The 14,853-nt window shown below is 67.2% G+C and carries 17 protein-coding genes and 1 tRNA gene; 11 read left to right on the plus strand and 7 right to left on the minus strand.

The genetic code is table 11. The features are described 5' to 3' along the window. Nucleotides 1-55 precede the first annotated feature (55 nt). A complete protein-coding gene (locus OHA18_RS04570; RefSeq protein WP_329002367.1) occupies nucleotides 56-1,402 on the plus strand; it encodes an FAD-dependent monooxygenase in 1,347 nt (448 codons plus the stop codon). On the opposite strand, the gene OHA18_RS04575 is transcribed toward OHA18_RS04570, so the two are convergent. Further along, on the minus strand, nucleotides 1,403-2,029 hold the full coding sequence (locus OHA18_RS04575) for a hypothetical protein (RefSeq protein WP_329002368.1): 627 nt from the start codon (nucleotides 2,027-2,029) through the stop codon (nucleotides 1,403-1,405). 58 nt (nucleotides 2,030-2,087) lie between these two features. Here OHA18_RS04575 and OHA18_RS04580 point away from each other — a divergent pair, with 58 nt between their 5' ends. After that, a complete protein-coding gene (locus OHA18_RS04580) occupies nucleotides 2,088-2,720 on the plus strand; it encodes a nucleoside/nucleotide kinase family protein (RefSeq protein ID WP_329002370.1) in 633 nt (210 codons plus the stop codon). Here OHA18_RS04580 and OHA18_RS04585 read toward each other — a convergent pair. Next, complete coding sequence (locus OHA18_RS04585) at nucleotides 2,708-3,457, minus strand: TetR/AcrR family transcriptional regulator (RefSeq protein ID WP_329002371.1); 750 nt, start codon at nucleotides 3,455-3,457, stop codon at nucleotides 2,708-2,710. The genes OHA18_RS04580 and OHA18_RS04585 overlap by 13 nt on opposite strands. Nucleotides 3,458-3,539: 82 nt before the next feature. Between OHA18_RS04585 and OHA18_RS04590 the strand changes: the two genes are divergently transcribed. The 6 genes from OHA18_RS04590 to OHA18_RS04615 all read left to right on the plus strand — a co-directional run bounded on the left by OHA18_RS04590 (nucleotide 3,540) and on the right by OHA18_RS04615 (nucleotide 6,847). Continuing rightward, on the plus strand, nucleotides 3,540-4,439 hold the full coding sequence (locus OHA18_RS04590; RefSeq protein ID WP_329002372.1) for an ATP-binding cassette domain-containing protein: 900 nt from the start codon (nucleotides 3,540-3,542) through the stop codon (nucleotides 4,437-4,439). 10 nt (nucleotides 4,440-4,449) lie between these two features. Further along, nucleotides 4,450-5,223 (plus strand): ABC transporter permease, encoded by a 774-nt coding sequence (locus OHA18_RS04595; RefSeq protein ID WP_329002373.1) that lies wholly within the window; start codon nucleotides 4,450-4,452, stop codon nucleotides 5,221-5,223. A 243-nt stretch (nucleotides 5,224-5,466) separates the two neighbouring features. Continuing rightward, nucleotides 5,467-5,664, plus strand: a complete 198-nt coding sequence (locus OHA18_RS04600; RefSeq protein ID WP_329002374.1) for a hypothetical protein — start codon at nucleotides 5,467-5,469, stop codon at nucleotides 5,662-5,664. A gap of 143 nt (nucleotides 5,665-5,807) precedes the next feature. Then, nucleotides 5,808-6,131 carry a putative quinol monooxygenase gene (locus tag OHA18_RS04605; RefSeq protein WP_327637053.1) on the plus strand — a complete coding sequence of 108 codons (324 nt, stop codon included), beginning with the start codon at nucleotides 5,808-5,810 and terminating at the stop codon, nucleotides 6,129-6,131. A 74-nt stretch (nucleotides 6,132-6,205) separates the two neighbouring features. Continuing rightward, on the plus strand, nucleotides 6,206-6,385 hold the full coding sequence (locus tag OHA18_RS04610) for a hypothetical protein (protein ID WP_329002375.1): 180 nt from the start codon (nucleotides 6,206-6,208) through the stop codon (nucleotides 6,383-6,385). Between the two features lie 24 nt (nucleotides 6,386-6,409). Next, complete coding sequence (locus OHA18_RS04615; RefSeq protein ID WP_329002377.1) at nucleotides 6,410-6,847, plus strand: hypothetical protein; 438 nt, start codon at nucleotides 6,410-6,412, stop codon at nucleotides 6,845-6,847. Between the two features lie 3 nt (nucleotides 6,848-6,850). On the opposite strand, the gene OHA18_RS04620 is transcribed toward OHA18_RS04615, so the two are convergent. Next, nucleotides 6,851-7,498, minus strand: a complete 648-nt coding sequence (locus OHA18_RS04620) for a GPR1/FUN34/YaaH family transporter (protein WP_329002379.1) — start codon at nucleotides 7,496-7,498, stop codon at nucleotides 6,851-6,853. Nucleotides 7,499-7,719: 221 nt separating this feature from the next. On the opposite strand from OHA18_RS04620, the gene OHA18_RS04625 reads away from it, so the two are divergent. Next, nucleotides 7,720-8,778: a zinc-dependent alcohol dehydrogenase family protein gene (locus OHA18_RS04625; protein ID WP_329002381.1), complete on the plus strand. Its 1,059-nt coding sequence runs from the start codon at nucleotides 7,720-7,722 to the stop codon at nucleotides 8,776-8,778. A gap of 41 nt (nucleotides 8,779-8,819) precedes the next feature. Here the strand turns inward: OHA18_RS04625 and OHA18_RS04630 are convergent, their stop codons facing one another. Both OHA18_RS04630 and OHA18_RS04635 read right to left on the minus strand, forming a co-directional pair. Next, nucleotides 8,820-9,221 (minus strand): VOC family protein, encoded by a 402-nt coding sequence (locus OHA18_RS04630; RefSeq protein ID WP_329002382.1) that lies wholly within the window; start codon nucleotides 9,219-9,221, stop codon nucleotides 8,820-8,822. Nucleotides 9,222-9,293: 72 nt separating this feature from the next. Then, nucleotides 9,294-9,370, minus strand: a tRNA-Met gene (locus OHA18_RS04635). Between the two features lie 104 nt (nucleotides 9,371-9,474). On the opposite strand from OHA18_RS04635, the gene OHA18_RS04640 reads away from it, so the two are divergent. Together OHA18_RS04640 and OHA18_RS04645 are read left to right on the plus strand one after the other, a co-directional pair. Beyond that, nucleotides 9,475-10,440: a GNAT family N-acetyltransferase gene (locus OHA18_RS04640; RefSeq protein ID WP_329002383.1), complete on the plus strand. Its 966-nt coding sequence runs from the start codon at nucleotides 9,475-9,477 to the stop codon at nucleotides 10,438-10,440. A gap of 294 nt (nucleotides 10,441-10,734) precedes the next feature. After that, nucleotides 10,735-11,127 carry a hypothetical protein gene (locus OHA18_RS04645; RefSeq protein WP_329002384.1) on the plus strand — a complete coding sequence of 131 codons (393 nt, stop codon included), beginning with the start codon at nucleotides 10,735-10,737 and terminating at the stop codon, nucleotides 11,125-11,127. A gap of 99 nt (nucleotides 11,128-11,226) precedes the next feature. Here the strand turns inward: OHA18_RS04645 and OHA18_RS04650 are convergent, their stop codons facing one another. Next, the gene (locus tag OHA18_RS04650; protein ID WP_329002385.1) at nucleotides 11,227-14,223 is read right to left on the minus strand and encodes a UPF0182 family membrane protein; all 2,997 of its coding nucleotides are present in this window, start codon (nucleotides 14,221-14,223) and stop codon (nucleotides 11,227-11,229) included. After that, entirely contained in the window at nucleotides 14,220-14,837 is a 618-nt protein-coding gene (locus tag OHA18_RS04655; protein WP_329002387.1) for a PPA1309 family protein, read from the minus strand. Before OHA18_RS04655 ends, OHA18_RS04650 begins: the two co-directional genes overlap by 4 nt. Between the last annotated feature and the right edge of the window lie 16 nt (nucleotides 14,838-14,853).

Here is a 14,853-nt window from a genome sequence, read left to right on the forward strand (position 1 = left end):
CAGGTTCAAACTGAATCCGAATTCAGTGAACCACAATTCAGTCAAGGAGAACACTATGAGCGTCCTGATCGCGGGTGCCGGACCGACCGGGCTGACCCTCGGAATCGAGCTGGCCCGGCGCGGCATCGACGTCCGCGTGATCGACAAGGCGACCGAGTTCTTCGACGGATCGCGCGGGGACGGCCTGCAGCCGCGGACGCTCGAGGTATTCGAGGACCTCGGCGTACTGGACCAGGTCCTGGCGCAGAGCATCGCGATCCCGCTGATGAAGATCTACCTGGACGGCGAACTGGTCGGCGAGCGCCGGATGGCCGAGCCCGTCGACCCCACCCCGGACATCCCGTACCCGAACGCCCGGATGCTCGGCCAGTCGCGGACCGAGAAGATCCTGCGCGACAAGCTCGCGGAGTACGGCGTGACTGTCGAACTGGACACCGCGATCGTCGGGTTCACCCAGACCGACTCCGCGGTGACCGCCGAACTGTCCACCGGCGAGACGGCCGAGGTCGACTACCTGGTCGGCGCGGACGGCGGCAAGAGCTTCGTCCGCAAGCACCTGGGGATCGCGTTCGAAGGCACCACCGACGAGTCGATCCGTACTTTGCTCGGTGATGTCGCCGTGGACGGGCTCGACCACGAGTTCGGCTACTGGTTCGCGGCCAAGGACAACCCGATGGCCGGCATCGCGATGACTCCGCTCGCGGGTGGGGACCAGTTCCAGTTCGGCGCACCGCTCGACGCGGACGACGCCGACACCTCGATCGAGGGCCTGCAGGCGCTGGTCGACAAGTACGCCGGCGCCGGTACCGCGAAGCTGCGCGACCTGACCTGGTCGACCGTGTGGCGGCCGAACGTTCGCCTGGCCGCGAAGTTCCGCGACGGCCGGGTCTTCATCGCCGGCGACGCCGCCCACGTGCACCCGCCGACCGGTGGGCAGGGCCTGAACACCGGCGTCCAGGACGCGTACAACCTCGGCTGGAAATTGGCGGACGGTCGCGAAGAGGTGCTGGCGACGTACGAGACCGAGCGCCGGACCAACGCGATGCGCGTGCTCGGGATCAGCGAGGAGCTGATGCAGAAGCACGTCGAGGGCGACGAGTCCGCGATGGAGCGCGGCGAGAACACCCGCCAGCTGGACGTCTCGTACCGCGACCCGTCGGACCCTCGTCCGCTCGCGTCCGGCGACCGCGCTCCGGACGCGCCGCTAGTCGATGCCTCCGGCAACAAGACCCGGCTGTTCGAGCTCTTCCGCGGCCCGCACGAGACCCTGCTGCGCTTCTCCCCCACCACCGCGTCGAACCACCCGCATGCCGTCGACATCACCGCACCGGAAGCATTCGCGATCTACCACGCCCAGCCGGGCGACGAGATCCTCATCCGCCCGGACGGGTACCTGGCGTAGTCAGCGCACTATGGGGCCGCGGTTGTTGTCGCTGGTCCGGCCGGCGGGCCTGGCCCCGTCGGTCGGCCGGGCGCCGTCGGTCGGTCTCTGCTGTGGTGCGGCGGTGGCGGCCGACGGTACGGCCGCATGCCGCTGCGCCTCCTGCATCTGGTGGAAGCGCGACCAGTTCAACGCGCCACTCAACCGCTCCGATGCCTTGTTGGCCGCCAAGTTGGCCACGTCTCGGTAGGCCCCTCGGAACGCGCGATCCACTGCCTTACCGGCGACCTTTCCGGCGATTTCGCCGAGCCGTGAGGTCGGCTCCTGGCGTTCGATGGTGAGATTGGAATCGATCACCTGGGCGGCGGCGAGGCTGGCCTGCCCGGCAGCCGCGGACCGTTCGGCCGGCGGAAGCGCACCGAAATGCCGGCTTCCATTCATCGCGGTCTCGACCGCCGTCCGCAACCGATCGCCGGGCTCGGCCTCACCCATTCGCCTCGCGAGCTGCTCCGGCACCACATCGGCCGGCGCGAACTCGCGAGCGACCTCCTCGAGCAGCGCATCGGGAACCCAGCCTTCGACCTGCGCGACGAACGCCTGCTCCTCGCGCGTGATGGGCTGTGGCCGGGAAATCGGGTTGTCTGGCATCTGGCCTCCTCGGGTCAGCAGAGTAACCTCGCCACCGGTTCAGCCTAGGATCAGTCGGGTGCGCACCTTGGATCCGGCCACCGCCTATGACCGTGCTGTCGGCCTCGCGACCCGTGGCCGGCGGTCGATCCTGGGAATCACGGGTGCGCCGGCGGCCGGGAAGTCGACGTACGCCGAGCAGCTCACGGCGAAGCTGGTCGCCGACGGCCACAAGGTCGCGCTGCTGCCGATGGACGGGTACCACCTGGCGCAGTCGGTGCTGGAGGAGCTCGGGCTGGCGGAGGTGAAGGGCGCGCCGCACACGTTCGACGGCCACGGGTTCGTGGCGTTCCTCCGGCGGTTGAAGGAGGCGGCCGACGAGCAGATCTGGGCGCCGCGGTTCGACCGGCAGCTGGAGGATTCGATCGCCGCGAGCATCGGAGTCGCGCCGGATGTCAGCCTGATCGTGACGGAGGGGAACTACCTGCTCTTCGATCAGATGCCATGGGCAACGGTTCGCACCTTGCTCGACGAGTGCTGGTACGTCGAGGTGCCCGAGCAACTGCGCCACGATCGGCTGGAGGCCCGCCACCGGCGCTACGGCAGGTCACCCGAAGAAGCCCACGAACGCACCTACGGGACCGACGAACGCAACGCCCACCTGATCGCGGCGACCGCATCGGCGGCCGATGCGATCATTCAGCTGGACTGACCGCACACCCGGTCGATGAACGCGGCGACACCGTCCAGGTAGAGCTGCAGACCGAAGTCGAAGTCGGCCTCGTTGTCCTCCTCGAAGCTGCCGACCTCGTCGAAGACACCGGCCTCGACTGTGCGCGCGACGGCCGGATAGACGCGTGGATCCGCGACCCGCCGCAACGTCGAGCCGAACCGCTGAAAAGCATCCGGGTTGTCCGCGTACCCGGCAGCCAGGTCGAACGCCATCCGGATCTCGCCCTGCACGTAGGTGATGAGCCCCATCACCACGCCGACCTTCGCCTCCTCCGGCAGGCCGGTGTCCTTCAGCACACCCAGCGCGGAATCGAACCAGGCCAGGTTGTTCGGACCGGCCGGTGGACCCGAGATCGGGACCTTCGCGTACCACGTGTGCCGCCGGATCGCTGTGAGTACGCCGTCCGCCCAGAACGTCAGCCCGGTGCGCCAGTCGACGCCCTCGGGCATCGGTTCCGGACGCTCGAGCGCGGCGTCCGACATGATCACGAGCAGCTCGTCCTTGCTCTTCACGTGCCGGTAGAGCGCCATCGTCGAGTTGCCGAGCCGCTCGGCGACGCGGGCCATCGAGACGGCAGCCAGATCCTCGGCATCGGCGATCTCGATCGCGGCCCGGACGATGTCGTCGAGCGTCAGCGACGGCTTCGGCCCGCGCCGCGGGGCCTCCCGCAACCGCCACATCGCCGCGACGTCGGCCGGCAGCTCGTTGTTCTCCACCGGGTCAGTTTAGGGCTTGCGTCGCGATATTGCGTAGATGCTACGCTATTTAGCGTATCAAATACGCAGTAAGGAGGGGACGATGATCATCGAGGCCACCGGACTTCGGAAGTCGTACGGCGCGAACGACGTGCTCGCTGGGGTCGACCTGAGCGTCGAGGAAGGGTCGGTGCTCGCCCTGCTCGGGCCGAACGGCGCCGGCAAGACCACGGCGGTGCGCATCCTGACCACGCTGACCCGGCCGGACTCCGGCGCGGCGACCATCGCCGGGTACGACGTACTCCGCGAGCCCGCCCGTGTCCGCGGGGCGATCAGCCTCACCGGGCAGTACGCCGCGGTCGACGAGAACCAGACCGGTCGGGAGAACCTGGTGATGGTCGGCCGGCTGATGCATCTGGGCCGGCGTGTTGCGCAGCGTCGTACGGCCGAGCTGCTGGAGCAGTTCGGGCTGACTGACGCGATGGACCGGCGCGTGAAGACGTACTCGGGCGGCATGCGGCGCAAGCTCGATCTGGCGATGAGCCTGATCGCGCGGCCGCAGGTGATCTTCCTGGACGAGCCGACGACCGGACTCGACCCGGCCAGCCGTACGGCGATGTGGGACGCGATCGTCGACCTCGTCCGCGAAGGTACGACGATCCTGCTCACGACGCAGTACCTGGAGGAGGCGGACCGGCTGGCCGACCGGATCGTGCTGCTCGACCACGGCCGGATCGTCGCGAGCGGCACGGCGGATGCACTCAAGGCCCGGATCGGCGGCGAGCGGATCGAGCTCCGGTTCAGCGACGAAGTACAGCTGCTCAAAGCGACCGGAGTACTGGAGGGAGTCGCCGATCAGCTCGTGCTGAACGTGCCGTCCGACGGTACGGCGGCACACCTGCACCACGTGCTCGACGTACTCCGGGACAACGGACTGGAGCCGCAGCGGGTCTCGTCGCACCGGCCGACGCTCGACGACGTCTTCCTGACCCTGACTGCCTGAGAGGTTCCTGATGTCACATCAAGGAGTTGTCGCCGCCTGCTCGGACGCGGCGACCATGATCGACCGGAGCGTCCGGCTCGCTCGGCGCAACGTCGACACACTGTTCGTCTCGCTCCTGCTGCCGTTGCTGATGATGGCGCTGTTCGTCTACGTCTTCGGTGGGGCGATCAATACGGGGACGGAGTACGTGAACTACGTCGTACCGGGGATCCTGCTGCTCACCACCGGGTACGGCGCAGCATCGACGGCGATGGCGGTCGCCGACGACATGACCACCGGGATGATCGACCGGCTGCGCTCACTGCCGATCCGGAGCTTCGCAGTACTCACCGGCCACGTCGTTGCGAGTGTCGCGCGGAACGCGACGTCCACTGCGATCGTCATCCTTGCCTCACTGGCCATGGGGTTCCGTCCGACTGGCGGAGTGGTCGACTGGCTGGCGGCAATAGGTCTACTGCTGCTGTACGTCGTCGCACTGTCCTGGCTGGCCGCTGGACTCGGCGTCATCGCCAAGTCGGTGGAGTCGGCCAGCGCTCTCAGCTTCTTCATGCTGTTCCTGCCGTACCTGAGTAGTGCGTTCGTGCCGCCGCAGACGATGCCGTCGTGGCTGCGACCGGTCAGCGAACACCAACCGATCACACCGGTGATCGAGACGGTCCGCAGCTTGCTGACCGGCACACCGATGAACGGCAACGGCCGACTCGCACTGGTGTGGTGTTCTGGTCTGTTCCTGTTCTCGTTCGTGCTGGCAACGTGGCTGTACCGCAGACGAACGAGCCGCTGAGCGCAGGACTTGTACCGTTCGGCGAAGGTTTCGCGCTGTAACTCCCGAGCGTGACCCCTTGGTCGAGTTAACGTCAAAGTCCCCCCCAACGTGTGGTGGTCCCACTCCCCCCGGGACCCACACGGACGAGCGCCCCGATCACTGATCGGGGCGCTTTGTTTTGCAGATTTTTCTGGTGGTGGTGTCGAATCCGACTGTCCCTGTCCGACGTATCAGTAAGAGCGACCAAGGGAGAGGGTCAGAATGAACATCACCACCGACACCCGGAACATGATCATCAGCATGCTGGCCGAGGGCAGCCCGGTCTGGTACGTCGCCGGCATGGTCAAGATGCGCAGCCACGACGTCTACGCGGTCGGCCGCGACGCCGGCTACCCGGACAAGGCGCAGCTCCGGCGGGCCGTCTGGGCCGCAAGGAACCGGGTCCCGCAAGCTGCCTGACCACCTGTCCCGGGCCGCTCGAGCCGCTGCCCCCTTCACCGGGGGGCAGCGGCTTTCGCATTTCATCTCAGATTGCGACCCGCCGCCGGCGCCGTGGCCGCTAGCATCGGTCCCGGTCCCATCGATTCAGCGGAGGAAGCCTGATGATCTTCATCACCGCCAAGTTCCGGGTAAAGCCTGAGCACGCCGACAACTGGCCGTCCATCACCGCCGACTTCACCGCGGCGACCCGCGCCGAGCCGGGCTGCCTGTGGTACGACTGGTCCCGCTCCCTCGACGACCCGAACGAGTACGTGCTGGTCGAGGCCTTCGCCGACGACGATGCCGCCACCCACCACGTCACGTCGGCCCACTTCAAGGCCGCCCAGGAGCACCTGCCGCCGCACCTGGTCGAGACGCCGCGCATCGTCAACTTCAAACTCCCCCAGGACGACTGGTCGGAGCTCGGAGAACTCGCCGTAAAGTAACCTGTCGACCCCGTAGAGTGATCGCTCATCCGGGGAGAGAAGTTGATCAGGACTGTTGTCGCACCGTCCGGGCGGTGGCGGAGGGCGTCGGCATGTACTTCTCGTCCGGTGACACCCCTGGCCTCACGACGACCGCCTCGGACCCGTTCGTGACAGCAGTCGGCGGTACGACGCTGGGCCTCGGCGCAGGGAACCACCGGGTGGTCGAGACGGGCTGGTCGAACGGCACCGCCATGCTTGACGGAGGCAAGTGAAGCGACATCGGCATCAACCGAGCAGTGCCCGACATCGCCGCGGTCGCCGATCTCGACACCGGCATGCTGACGGGCTACACGGCCTTGGACGACATCGGCCGCCCGACCTACCAGATACAAGTGAATGCAGGGACCAGTCTCGCCGCCCCGCTGATCGCCGGCCTGGTGGCCGACGCTCAGCAGGGCATGCGGTCCAGCTTCGGATTCATCAATCCGCTCATCTACCGCCTGTACGGAACACGAGCGTTCCACGACGTCCTGCCGGTCACAGCGGCGATGCCCCAGCAGAACCGAGCCGCCTACACGCCGGCCAACGGCACGGACAGCGCGACCGTCGACATCTTCGACTCGCGAGGGCCCGACACCGAGCAGGTCACAGCCAAGAGCTACGACACCATCACCGGCGTCGGCACTCCGAACGGCCTCGCCTTCCTCTTGGGTCTACGCCTGACCGCCAGGTAAGACTCAGTCACGAACAAGCGGCTGCCCGAGCGGAAGCGCTTTGCCGCCGGTCGCCTGCGAGGCCGAGTTGAAGAACAGGTACACGCCCACCGCGGCGAAGATGAACACCACCACACCGGCGACCTTCAGCGTGCCGGCTGACTGCTGCAGCGTGCCGATCAGGACCAGCACGAGGGCGATCTCGATGAGTGCGAAGAGCAGCGTGTAGACCATCGGCAGGCGGAGGGTCGCCAGCGTCAGCATCCCGATCACGACCAGCCACGAGATCAGGTACAGCCCTTGTGTATGGAGGGCGTCCCCAGCGGCGATGGCGAACCACTTGTGCGTCAGGCCCAGTACGAGCGTTGCATAGCTCAACCAGAACCCGGCGAAGATGCCGAACACTCCGGCCACCGCGCTCTGCCCGAGCGCCGCCGACCAGATGGCCGCGATCACCAGGCCCAGGCCGGTCGCCGCGACGATGATCGGGAGCGAGGCCCCGACCGCCGCCGCAGACACGTAGCCAACCAGCACGAGACCCAGCGCGACGGATCCCACGATGAAACTGGGGAGCCCGATCATCGCCGGATCCCCGGTCACTGCCGGGACCGCGGCTTCAGTGGAGAGTTGTACCTCTGGGGCGCTGTGCGCATCGGCGTCGATCGTGGTCATGGCAAGCTCCTTCCGGGTGCATCCCGAACATGAATATCCTTGCCGCTTCGCAGCCACCGGGGTGTCTCGATTTGAGAGGCGCTGCCGGTCCAGCGCTCAGCGCAGCCGTCTCAAGATGAGATCGGCGCCGCCTTGCTGCGGTGTGACGATCCGTTAGGTACCGGTGCGCGCCCTTGGTGCCGATCGAGTCACCCGCGTGGCCGATGAGAAAGGGAGTACCGATGAAAGCTCTCGTGTACCACGGGCCTGGCCAGAAGGCATGGGAAGAGGTCCCGAACCCCGCGATCAAGGATCCGACCGACGCGATCGTGAAGGTCGAGGCCACCACGATCTGCGGCACCGACCTGCACATCCTCAAGGGCGACGTCCCCGCCGTCACCGACGGCCGGATCCTCGGCCACGAGGGAGTCGGCGTGGTCACCGAGACCGGCTCGGAGTGCAAGAACGTCAAGGTCGGCGACCGCGTCATCATCTCCTGCATCAGCAAGTGCGGGACATGTGACTACTGCAAGGCCGGCCTGCCCTCGCACTGCAAGACCCTCGGCGGCATCGGCTGGATCTTCGGGCATCTCATCGACGGGACCCAGGCCGAGTACGTGCGCGTGCCGTTCGCCGACAACGGCCTGATCCCGCTGCCCGAAGGCGTCTCGGCCGAAGAGGGCACCATGCTGAGCGACATCCTCCCCACCGGCTACGAGATCGGCGTCCTCAACGGCGCCGTCAAGACCGGTGACGTCGTCGCCGTCATCGGCGCCGGACCGGTCGGGCTGGCCGCGATCATGACTGCTCGCACCGCCGGCGCCGCGGCCATCATCGCCGTCGACACCAACAAGTTCCGGCTCGATCAGTCGCGTGACTTCGGGGCGACCGAGACGCTCGAGGTCAGCTCCGGCCAGGACGTCGCGGCGGCGCTGCGCGAGCTCAGTCGCGACGGGCTCGGCGTCGACGTCGGCATCGAGGCAGTCGGCCTCCCGTCAACCTTCGGCATCGCCCTCGAGTCGGTCCGCCCCGGCGGTCACGTCGCCAACATCGGCGTACACGGCGAGAGTGTGCAGTTCCCGATCGAGCGGCACTGGATCAACAACCTCACCATCACCACCGGTCTGGTCAACGCGACCACCGCCCCCGAACTCCTCGAAGACATCAAGAACCACGCCATCGCCCCCGAGAAGTTCATCACCCACCGCTTCACCTTCGACCAGTTCGACCAGGCCTACGACACCTTCACCAACGCCGCCGAACAAGAAGCCCTCAAAGTCATCATCACCAACGCCCAGTAGTGCCGCCGAAGGTCCGGACCTGCCGGTCCGGGCCTTCGTGGCTAGCGGCACAGGCAGAAGGGGTTGCCGTGCGGGTCGAGCATGACCCGGACGTGCTCCTGCGGCTGGTCCTCGGCGAGAGTCGCGCCTGCCTCGACGGCCCACGCGACGGCCTCATCGAGGTCGTCCACGCCGATGTCGAGGTGCATCGTCGCGTTCTGACCACCGGGCTTGCTCGGCCAGACCGGCCGCTCGTGCTCCTCGTCGGACTCGATGTTGATGCCGAGCAGCGTCCCGTCCGTCTCGCCCTCGGGCGGGTGCAGCTGAACCCAACCGCCCTTCGGCCCTTCGTCGACGATCCGCCAGCCAAGCAGGCGCTCGTAAAACCCGGCCAACTCCCGGGCATGCGGAGCCGGCGCCGCCGCGATCGTGACGGCCCCGATCCGCATCCGCGGTCGCGTCATACGAAAACCGTACTGCAGGTCAGACCCCACACAACAAGGCGAAGGCCCGGACCTGTTGGTCCGGGCCTTCTGTGGTAGCGGGGGCAGGATTTGAACCTGCGACCTCTGGGTTATGAGCCCAGCGAGCTACCGAGCTGCTCCACCCCGCGCCGTTGTGTCTTTAGTTTAGAGGATCTGGGCTGAGCAACCAAATCGGTTCCCGGAGTGGCGAAACCCCGTGTTCGGCGGGCGCTGATCGGCGTACCTTCCGAGTATGTCCCGACACGACATCCGTCCGTTCGAGGAGGCGGATCTGGCGGCTGCCGCCGGTCTGCTCGCCCAGCGGCATCGGGCGCACCGTAAGCGCCACCCTCTGCTCCCGCCTGACTACGAGGATGAGCGCCTCGCCCTCGTCGAGGTGACAGCCGCCTGGGAGAGCGAAGGCGCGTCCGGCACGGTCATGGTCGAGAGCGGCGAGATCACCGGTTATCTCCTCGCCGCGCCCAAGCCGTCGCCGGTCTGGGGCCCGAATATCTGGGTCGAGGCGGCCGGTCATGCCGTGCGTGAGCCAGAACACATTCGGGACCTGTACGGCGCTGCCGCGACGAAGTGGGTCGACGACGGCCGCATCGCGCACTACGTACTCGTGCCCGACGACGTCGAGCTGATCGATGCCTGGTTCCGCCTGGCCTTCGGCTCGCAGCACGCACACGCCGTCCGCCCGGTGCCCGACACTCCCCCGCCGCTGCCGCGCGATCTCGTCGTACGACGTGCTGCCCGGGCCGACATCCCGGTACTCGCGGAGCTCGATCTCGCATTGCCTCAGCACCAGGGCCTGTCGCCGGTGTTCTCGTCCGGCGAGATCCCGACGCTCGAGGAAGCGGTGGCGGACTGGGAGGAGTCGATCGACGACCAGGACTACGCGACCTTCGTTGCCGAGCACAACGGTCAGTTGATCGGGTCCTCCATAGGGTGCTCGCTGGACAAGTCGAGCGCGCACAACGGGCTGGCCAAACCGGACAACGCCGGCTTCCTCGGGTTCGCGGCCGTACTGCCCTCCGCGCGTGGGCTCGGCGCCGGACGCGCACTGGGTGAGGCTGTGCTGCAGTGGTCTGCCGACACCGGGTACACGTCGGTGGTGACCGATTGGCGGGTGACGAACCTGTTGTCGTCGCGGACCTGGCCGCGGCTCGGGTTCCGGCAGACGTTCCATCGGTTGCACCGGCTCATCGGTTACTGACGGCTGGTTTTCCACAGGATCGAATTCGCCTGTCCGGGCGCGCGCTGATCGCTGCATCTTCTTGGGCATGAAGGCGTCTCGCAGCAGGCGAGGCGCCCCCTTCCCCAGGAGGCAGCCATGTCGCGTTCAACGCTTCGTTCCCGAATCGTGCCGTCCGCCCGTCGTATCGTGATCGGGACCGCGGTCGTCCTGACCTCACTCGGGCTCTCGACGACCGTCCCTGCCTCAGCAACTTCGTCGTACTCCGCGGCATCTCCATCGACCGAGCAGAGGGCTGGCACCTTGGACGGCTTCGTGATCGAGAACCTTCCCGACGGCATCGGGACGCCGAGCGACTTCGAGTACGAGTGGGAGGACGTGTCGTTCCGCAGCCGGGTCTGGGAGACCGGCCCCGATCCGGACGGTGCGTACAAGGTCGACCTCACCGTGAAGACGATCCGGGGCGACAAGCTGACCGACCTCGAGGCGCTGAAGACGTTCCTGATCGAGTACGAGGAGAAGGATCCTGAAGACTGGCAGCTGACCCCGGTCAAGGTCGGCGGGTACGACGGTCTGTTCGCCGGTAACGAGGTGTTCTACTTCATCGCGCCGGGCGTCGCGGCCGAAGTGACGATCGACCACGACCGCTTCACCGACGCCGACGTGCTCGACACCGCCGCCGGATTCCATCCCGAACCCACGACCTGATGCCTTAGGCAACAGACCTCGCAGCAGAACCGGCGGCAAGAGAACGGGGCGGCGACGCCGACTGGTGTCGGTGTCGCCGCCCCGGGAACCACCCTCGACTCAGCCTGTCGGCGAAGTCGACGGGGGCGTCGGTGTTGTCGATGCCGGCGGACTCGCCGGTGTCGACGGGCTGCCGGACGGTTTCGGTGTCGGGCTCGGCGTTACCACCGCACCCGCCGCGAGCGCCTTGTCGACCGCCGCCTTCATCTGGTTCACAGCGGTCTGGTAGCCGGCGAGGTCACCGTTCTTGAGGGCGGTCTGCGCACGGGTGTACGCAGCCTGCGCGTCGGCCAGGGCCTGCTTGACGGTCTGGTTCTGCTCGGTCGCGGGCGGCGTCTTGGTGCCTGGCGGAGTCTCCCCCGTGTCGACGTTGGTGTTGAAGACCTTGGTCAGGGCTTCCTGCAGCGTCGAGCCGTAGGCGACGCCGTCACCGAAGGACACCAGGACGTATCTCAGGACGGGATAGCTACCAGGACCGCTCGTCCGCACCGAGTACACCGGCTGGACATAGAGCAGACCACCGCCGAGCGGCAAGGTCAGCAAGTTCCCGTACTGAGCTCTGGCGCCGCTACTGGGCTGGTTGATCGGCAGCAAAGCCGTTCTGATGCCTTCGTCGGTCTGGAACTTGTTGTAGACCTGCCCCGGACCAGGTATCTGCAGGTTGCCGGGTAGCCGCAGTATTCGGAACTTGCCGTAGTCCGGGGAAGTCGCCTCGGAGTCGACGGCCATGAAGGCAGTGAGGTTCTCCCGTTCGGCGTTCGGCACGTAGACCGACGTCAGCGAGAACTTCGGATCGGTCTGATCGGGCATCCGCAACGAGAGATAGAAGGGAGGCTGACTGATATGCGTCGTCGAGTCGCCACCGGACGAGACCGCGGTCGGGTCGTCCGGAACGCGCCACAGATCACTGTTCTGGTACCAGGTGCCGGCATCCGTGACGTGGTATTTCGCCAGCAGGTCACGCTGGACCTTGAACATGTCCTCCGGGTACCGCAGGTGCGCCAGCAACTGCGGCGAGATCGCCGACTTCGGCTTGACCGTGCCGGGGAACGCCTTCATCCACGTCTTCAGCACCGGGTCGCTCTCGTCCCAGGCGTACAGCTCGACGGAGCCGTCGTAGGCGTTGACGACGGCCTTGACCGAGTTGCGGATGTAGTTGATCTTCTCGCTCGGCTGCTGCGCGATCGTGCCGCGGCCGGTGGTGGTGTCCCGGGTGCTGACGTCCAGGGCGACCTTCTCGGAGTACGGGTAGTTGTCCGAGGTGGTGTAGCCGTCGACGATCCAGACCACCTGGCCGTCGACGATCGCCGGATACGGGTCGCCGTCCGGCGTCAGCCACGGCGCCGCCTTCTCGACCCGCTCGCGCGGGGTGCGGTCGTAGAGGATCTTCGAGTCCGAGTTCACCCGGCTCGACAGCAGGATGTTCGCGTCCCGGAACTTGGTTGCGTAGAGCAACCGGTTGCCGAACGACCCGATCGAGACACCGCCCTTGCCGTGGTAGGTGTTCAGTGTCGGGTCGCCGCCGGTCTTGCCTTCCGGCGTGTCGAGCTCGACCGCCTGGCCGCCTTCCGGACCGCCGACGATCGAGTAGTCCGGCGACTGCTCGCCGAAGTAGATCCGCGGCTCGTAGTCACCGAGCTGGCCGGTCGGCGGCAGATCCTTCTCGGTCCAGACCGGCGTACCGTCCGCGGCTCGTTTGTTCCCGTTGGCGGCGACGACGCCGTAGCCGTGGGTGTAGACGGTGTGGTCGTTGTTCCAGTTGCGCTGACCGGCCGGCAGCCGGTCGACCTGGACCTCGCGGACCGCGATGACGGTGTCGTTGCTCTTTCCACCGATGTTGTACCGGTCGACGTCGAGATCGGTCGGGAACGAGTAGAAGCCGCGAACCTGCTGGAGCTGCTCGAAGGTCGGTCCCACCACACTCGGATCGATCAGGCGGATTCCCGGCAGCACCTCGGTGTCCTGCAACAGCTCGGCCGGCGTCGCCGTCGTCTTCGCCTGGTAGTCGGTGACCTCGGTCTGCGCGAGCCCGTAGGCATCACGCGTGGCCTGGATGTTCTTGGTGATGTACGGCGCTTCCTTCACCGGCTCGCTCGGTCGCACCCGCAACTGCTGCAGTGCGGCCGGCCAGAGAGCGCCCAGGAGGATCGCCGACAGGATCAGCACGACCGTGCCGACGCCAGGCAGCAGCCACGTCCGGCGGACCACGTTCGCGAAGAACAGGCACGCGCAGAGGACCGCGATGACGGCCAGGATCTCCTTGCTGGGCAGGACCGCGTTGTCGCCGGTATAGGAGATGCCGGTAAAGAGGCGACTGTCCGACGTCGTCAGCCCGAAGCGGTCCAGCCAGTAGCTGAAGGCCTTGAGGAGCACGAGCAGCCCGAGCAGGACGGAGAACTGCACCTGCGCCGCGCCGGAGGCCTTCTGCCCCTTCGCGGACGGCCGGAAGCCGCCGTACAGATAGTGGGTGATGATCGCGGCGACCAGCGACAGCAGGACGATCGAGTAGCCGAAGCCGAGCAGGACGCGCAGCCACGGGTAGTCGAAGACGAAGAACGCGATGTCCTTGTTGAAGTGCTTGTCGGTGACGCCGAAGGGAGTCCGGTTCTTCCAGGCCAGGAAGACCTTCCACTCCCCCGACGCGGCCGAGCCGCCGAAGACCAGCATCAGGGTCGCGACCACGCCGACAGCAACCTTCCCGTGCTGCTGGAGGAGGTCGCCGTAGCGCTCGAAGCCGGGGCTGGGCGACGGCGCCAGAGCCACCCGCGGACGGGTGCGGAACGCGACGATGATGTTCGCCACGACCGCCGCCGCCATCAGCAGACCGACGACGACGAACAGCAGGACCCGCGTCCCGAGCACGGTGCTGAAGACCGAGCCCAGGTCGACCGAGCGGTACCAGAGCCGTTGGGTCCAGACGTCGGTGAAGACGCTGAAGAGGATCAGCAGGACGATCAGAGTCGCGATCGTCGGCAGCAGGGCCCGAGGACGTCCGCCTGTTCGCCGCGATCTGCGGGCCGGCGGCTCCTCCGGCATGTCGTAGACGCCGTCGCTCATGGTCGCTTCTCCTCGTCGTCGCTCATGCCGTCGACCCCAGGACCATCGCCCGGCCGGCTGCCGACCGAAGGTTCGAATGTCAATGACAGTACTTCGCACAGCGTGGGGACCAAGTCGGTGCCGGTCAGCACCGCGCTGTCCTCGTCGTGCTCGCGGAGCCGGACGGCGCCGAACCGGGCGCCTTCGCGGAGCACAGCCGCGACCATCCGGACCTCGTGCCGGCGCGGATCGCTGCCGGCCAGCTGGGCCAGCTGGGCGTCGGACTCGACGCTGGACAGGCCGGCCTCGGCCGATGCCGGGAGCACGATTCGCTCGATCGCCAGCGCGCAGCCGGCCACCCCGTCCGGCCACTCGATCCGGCCCAGCGCATCGGCCAGGTTGTCGTCCTCGACGCCGCCCGGAATCTCGCCCTGGGCGACCGGGGTGAGCAGCTGGGAGGCGTCGTCGGCACCGAGCTGGGCGGCCAGCTGCGGTTCGGCCCGGAGCAGTTCCTCGGTCGGGACCAGCGCGAACAACTGCGCGGGCTGGTCCCAGCCCGCGCTGCTCACGTGCTTCTCGATCTCGATCACCGCGCGGTTCAGCGCGTCAGGAGGCAGCGTGCCTACGGATTCCATGCCGACAGGTCTTCCC

This window comes from Kribbella sp. NBC_00709, from assembly GCF_036226565.1.
In the GTDB taxonomy this organism is placed as follows: Bacteria; Actinomycetota; Actinomycetes; order Propionibacteriales; family Kribbellaceae; genus Kribbella.

Excerpts from the sequence above, each read along its gene's own strand:
- OHA18_RS04570 (WP_329002367.1), top strand. The coding sequence starts at position 56 with ATGAGCGTCCTGATCGCGGGTGCCGGACCGACCGGGCTGACCCTCGGA.
- OHA18_RS04575 (WP_329002368.1), bottom strand. The coding sequence starts at position 2,029 with ATGCCAGACAACCCGATTTCCCGGCCACAGCCCATCACGCGCGAGGAG.
- OHA18_RS04590 (WP_329002372.1), top strand. The coding sequence starts at position 3,540 with ATGATCATCGAGGCCACCGGACTTCGGAAGTCGTACGGCGCGAACGAC.
- OHA18_RS04595 (WP_329002373.1), top strand. The coding sequence starts at position 4,450 with ATGTCACATCAAGGAGTTGTCGCCGCCTGCTCGGACGCGGCGACCATG.
- OHA18_RS04600 (WP_329002374.1), top strand. The coding sequence starts at position 5,467 with ATGAACATCACCACCGACACCCGGAACATGATCATCAGCATGCTGGCC.
- OHA18_RS04605 (WP_327637053.1), top strand. The coding sequence starts at position 5,808 with ATGATCTTCATCACCGCCAAGTTCCGGGTAAAGCCTGAGCACGCCGAC.
- OHA18_RS04620 (WP_329002379.1), bottom strand. The coding sequence starts at position 7,498 with ATGACCACGATCGACGCCGATGCGCACAGCGCCCCAGAGGTACAACTC.
- OHA18_RS04625 (WP_329002381.1), top strand. The coding sequence starts at position 7,720 with ATGAAAGCTCTCGTGTACCACGGGCCTGGCCAGAAGGCATGGGAAGAG.
- OHA18_RS04630 (WP_329002382.1), bottom strand. The coding sequence starts at position 9,221 with ATGACGCGACCGCGGATGCGGATCGGGGCCGTCACGATCGCGGCGGCG.
- OHA18_RS04640 (WP_329002383.1), top strand. The coding sequence starts at position 9,475 with ATGTCCCGACACGACATCCGTCCGTTCGAGGAGGCGGATCTGGCGGCT.
- OHA18_RS04650 (WP_329002385.1), bottom strand. The coding sequence starts at position 14,223 with ATGAGCGACGGCGTCTACGACATGCCGGAGGAGCCGCCGGCCCGCAGA.
- OHA18_RS04655 (WP_329002387.1), bottom strand. The coding sequence starts at position 14,837 with ATGGAATCCGTAGGCACGCTGCCTCCTGACGCGCTGAACCGCGCGGTG.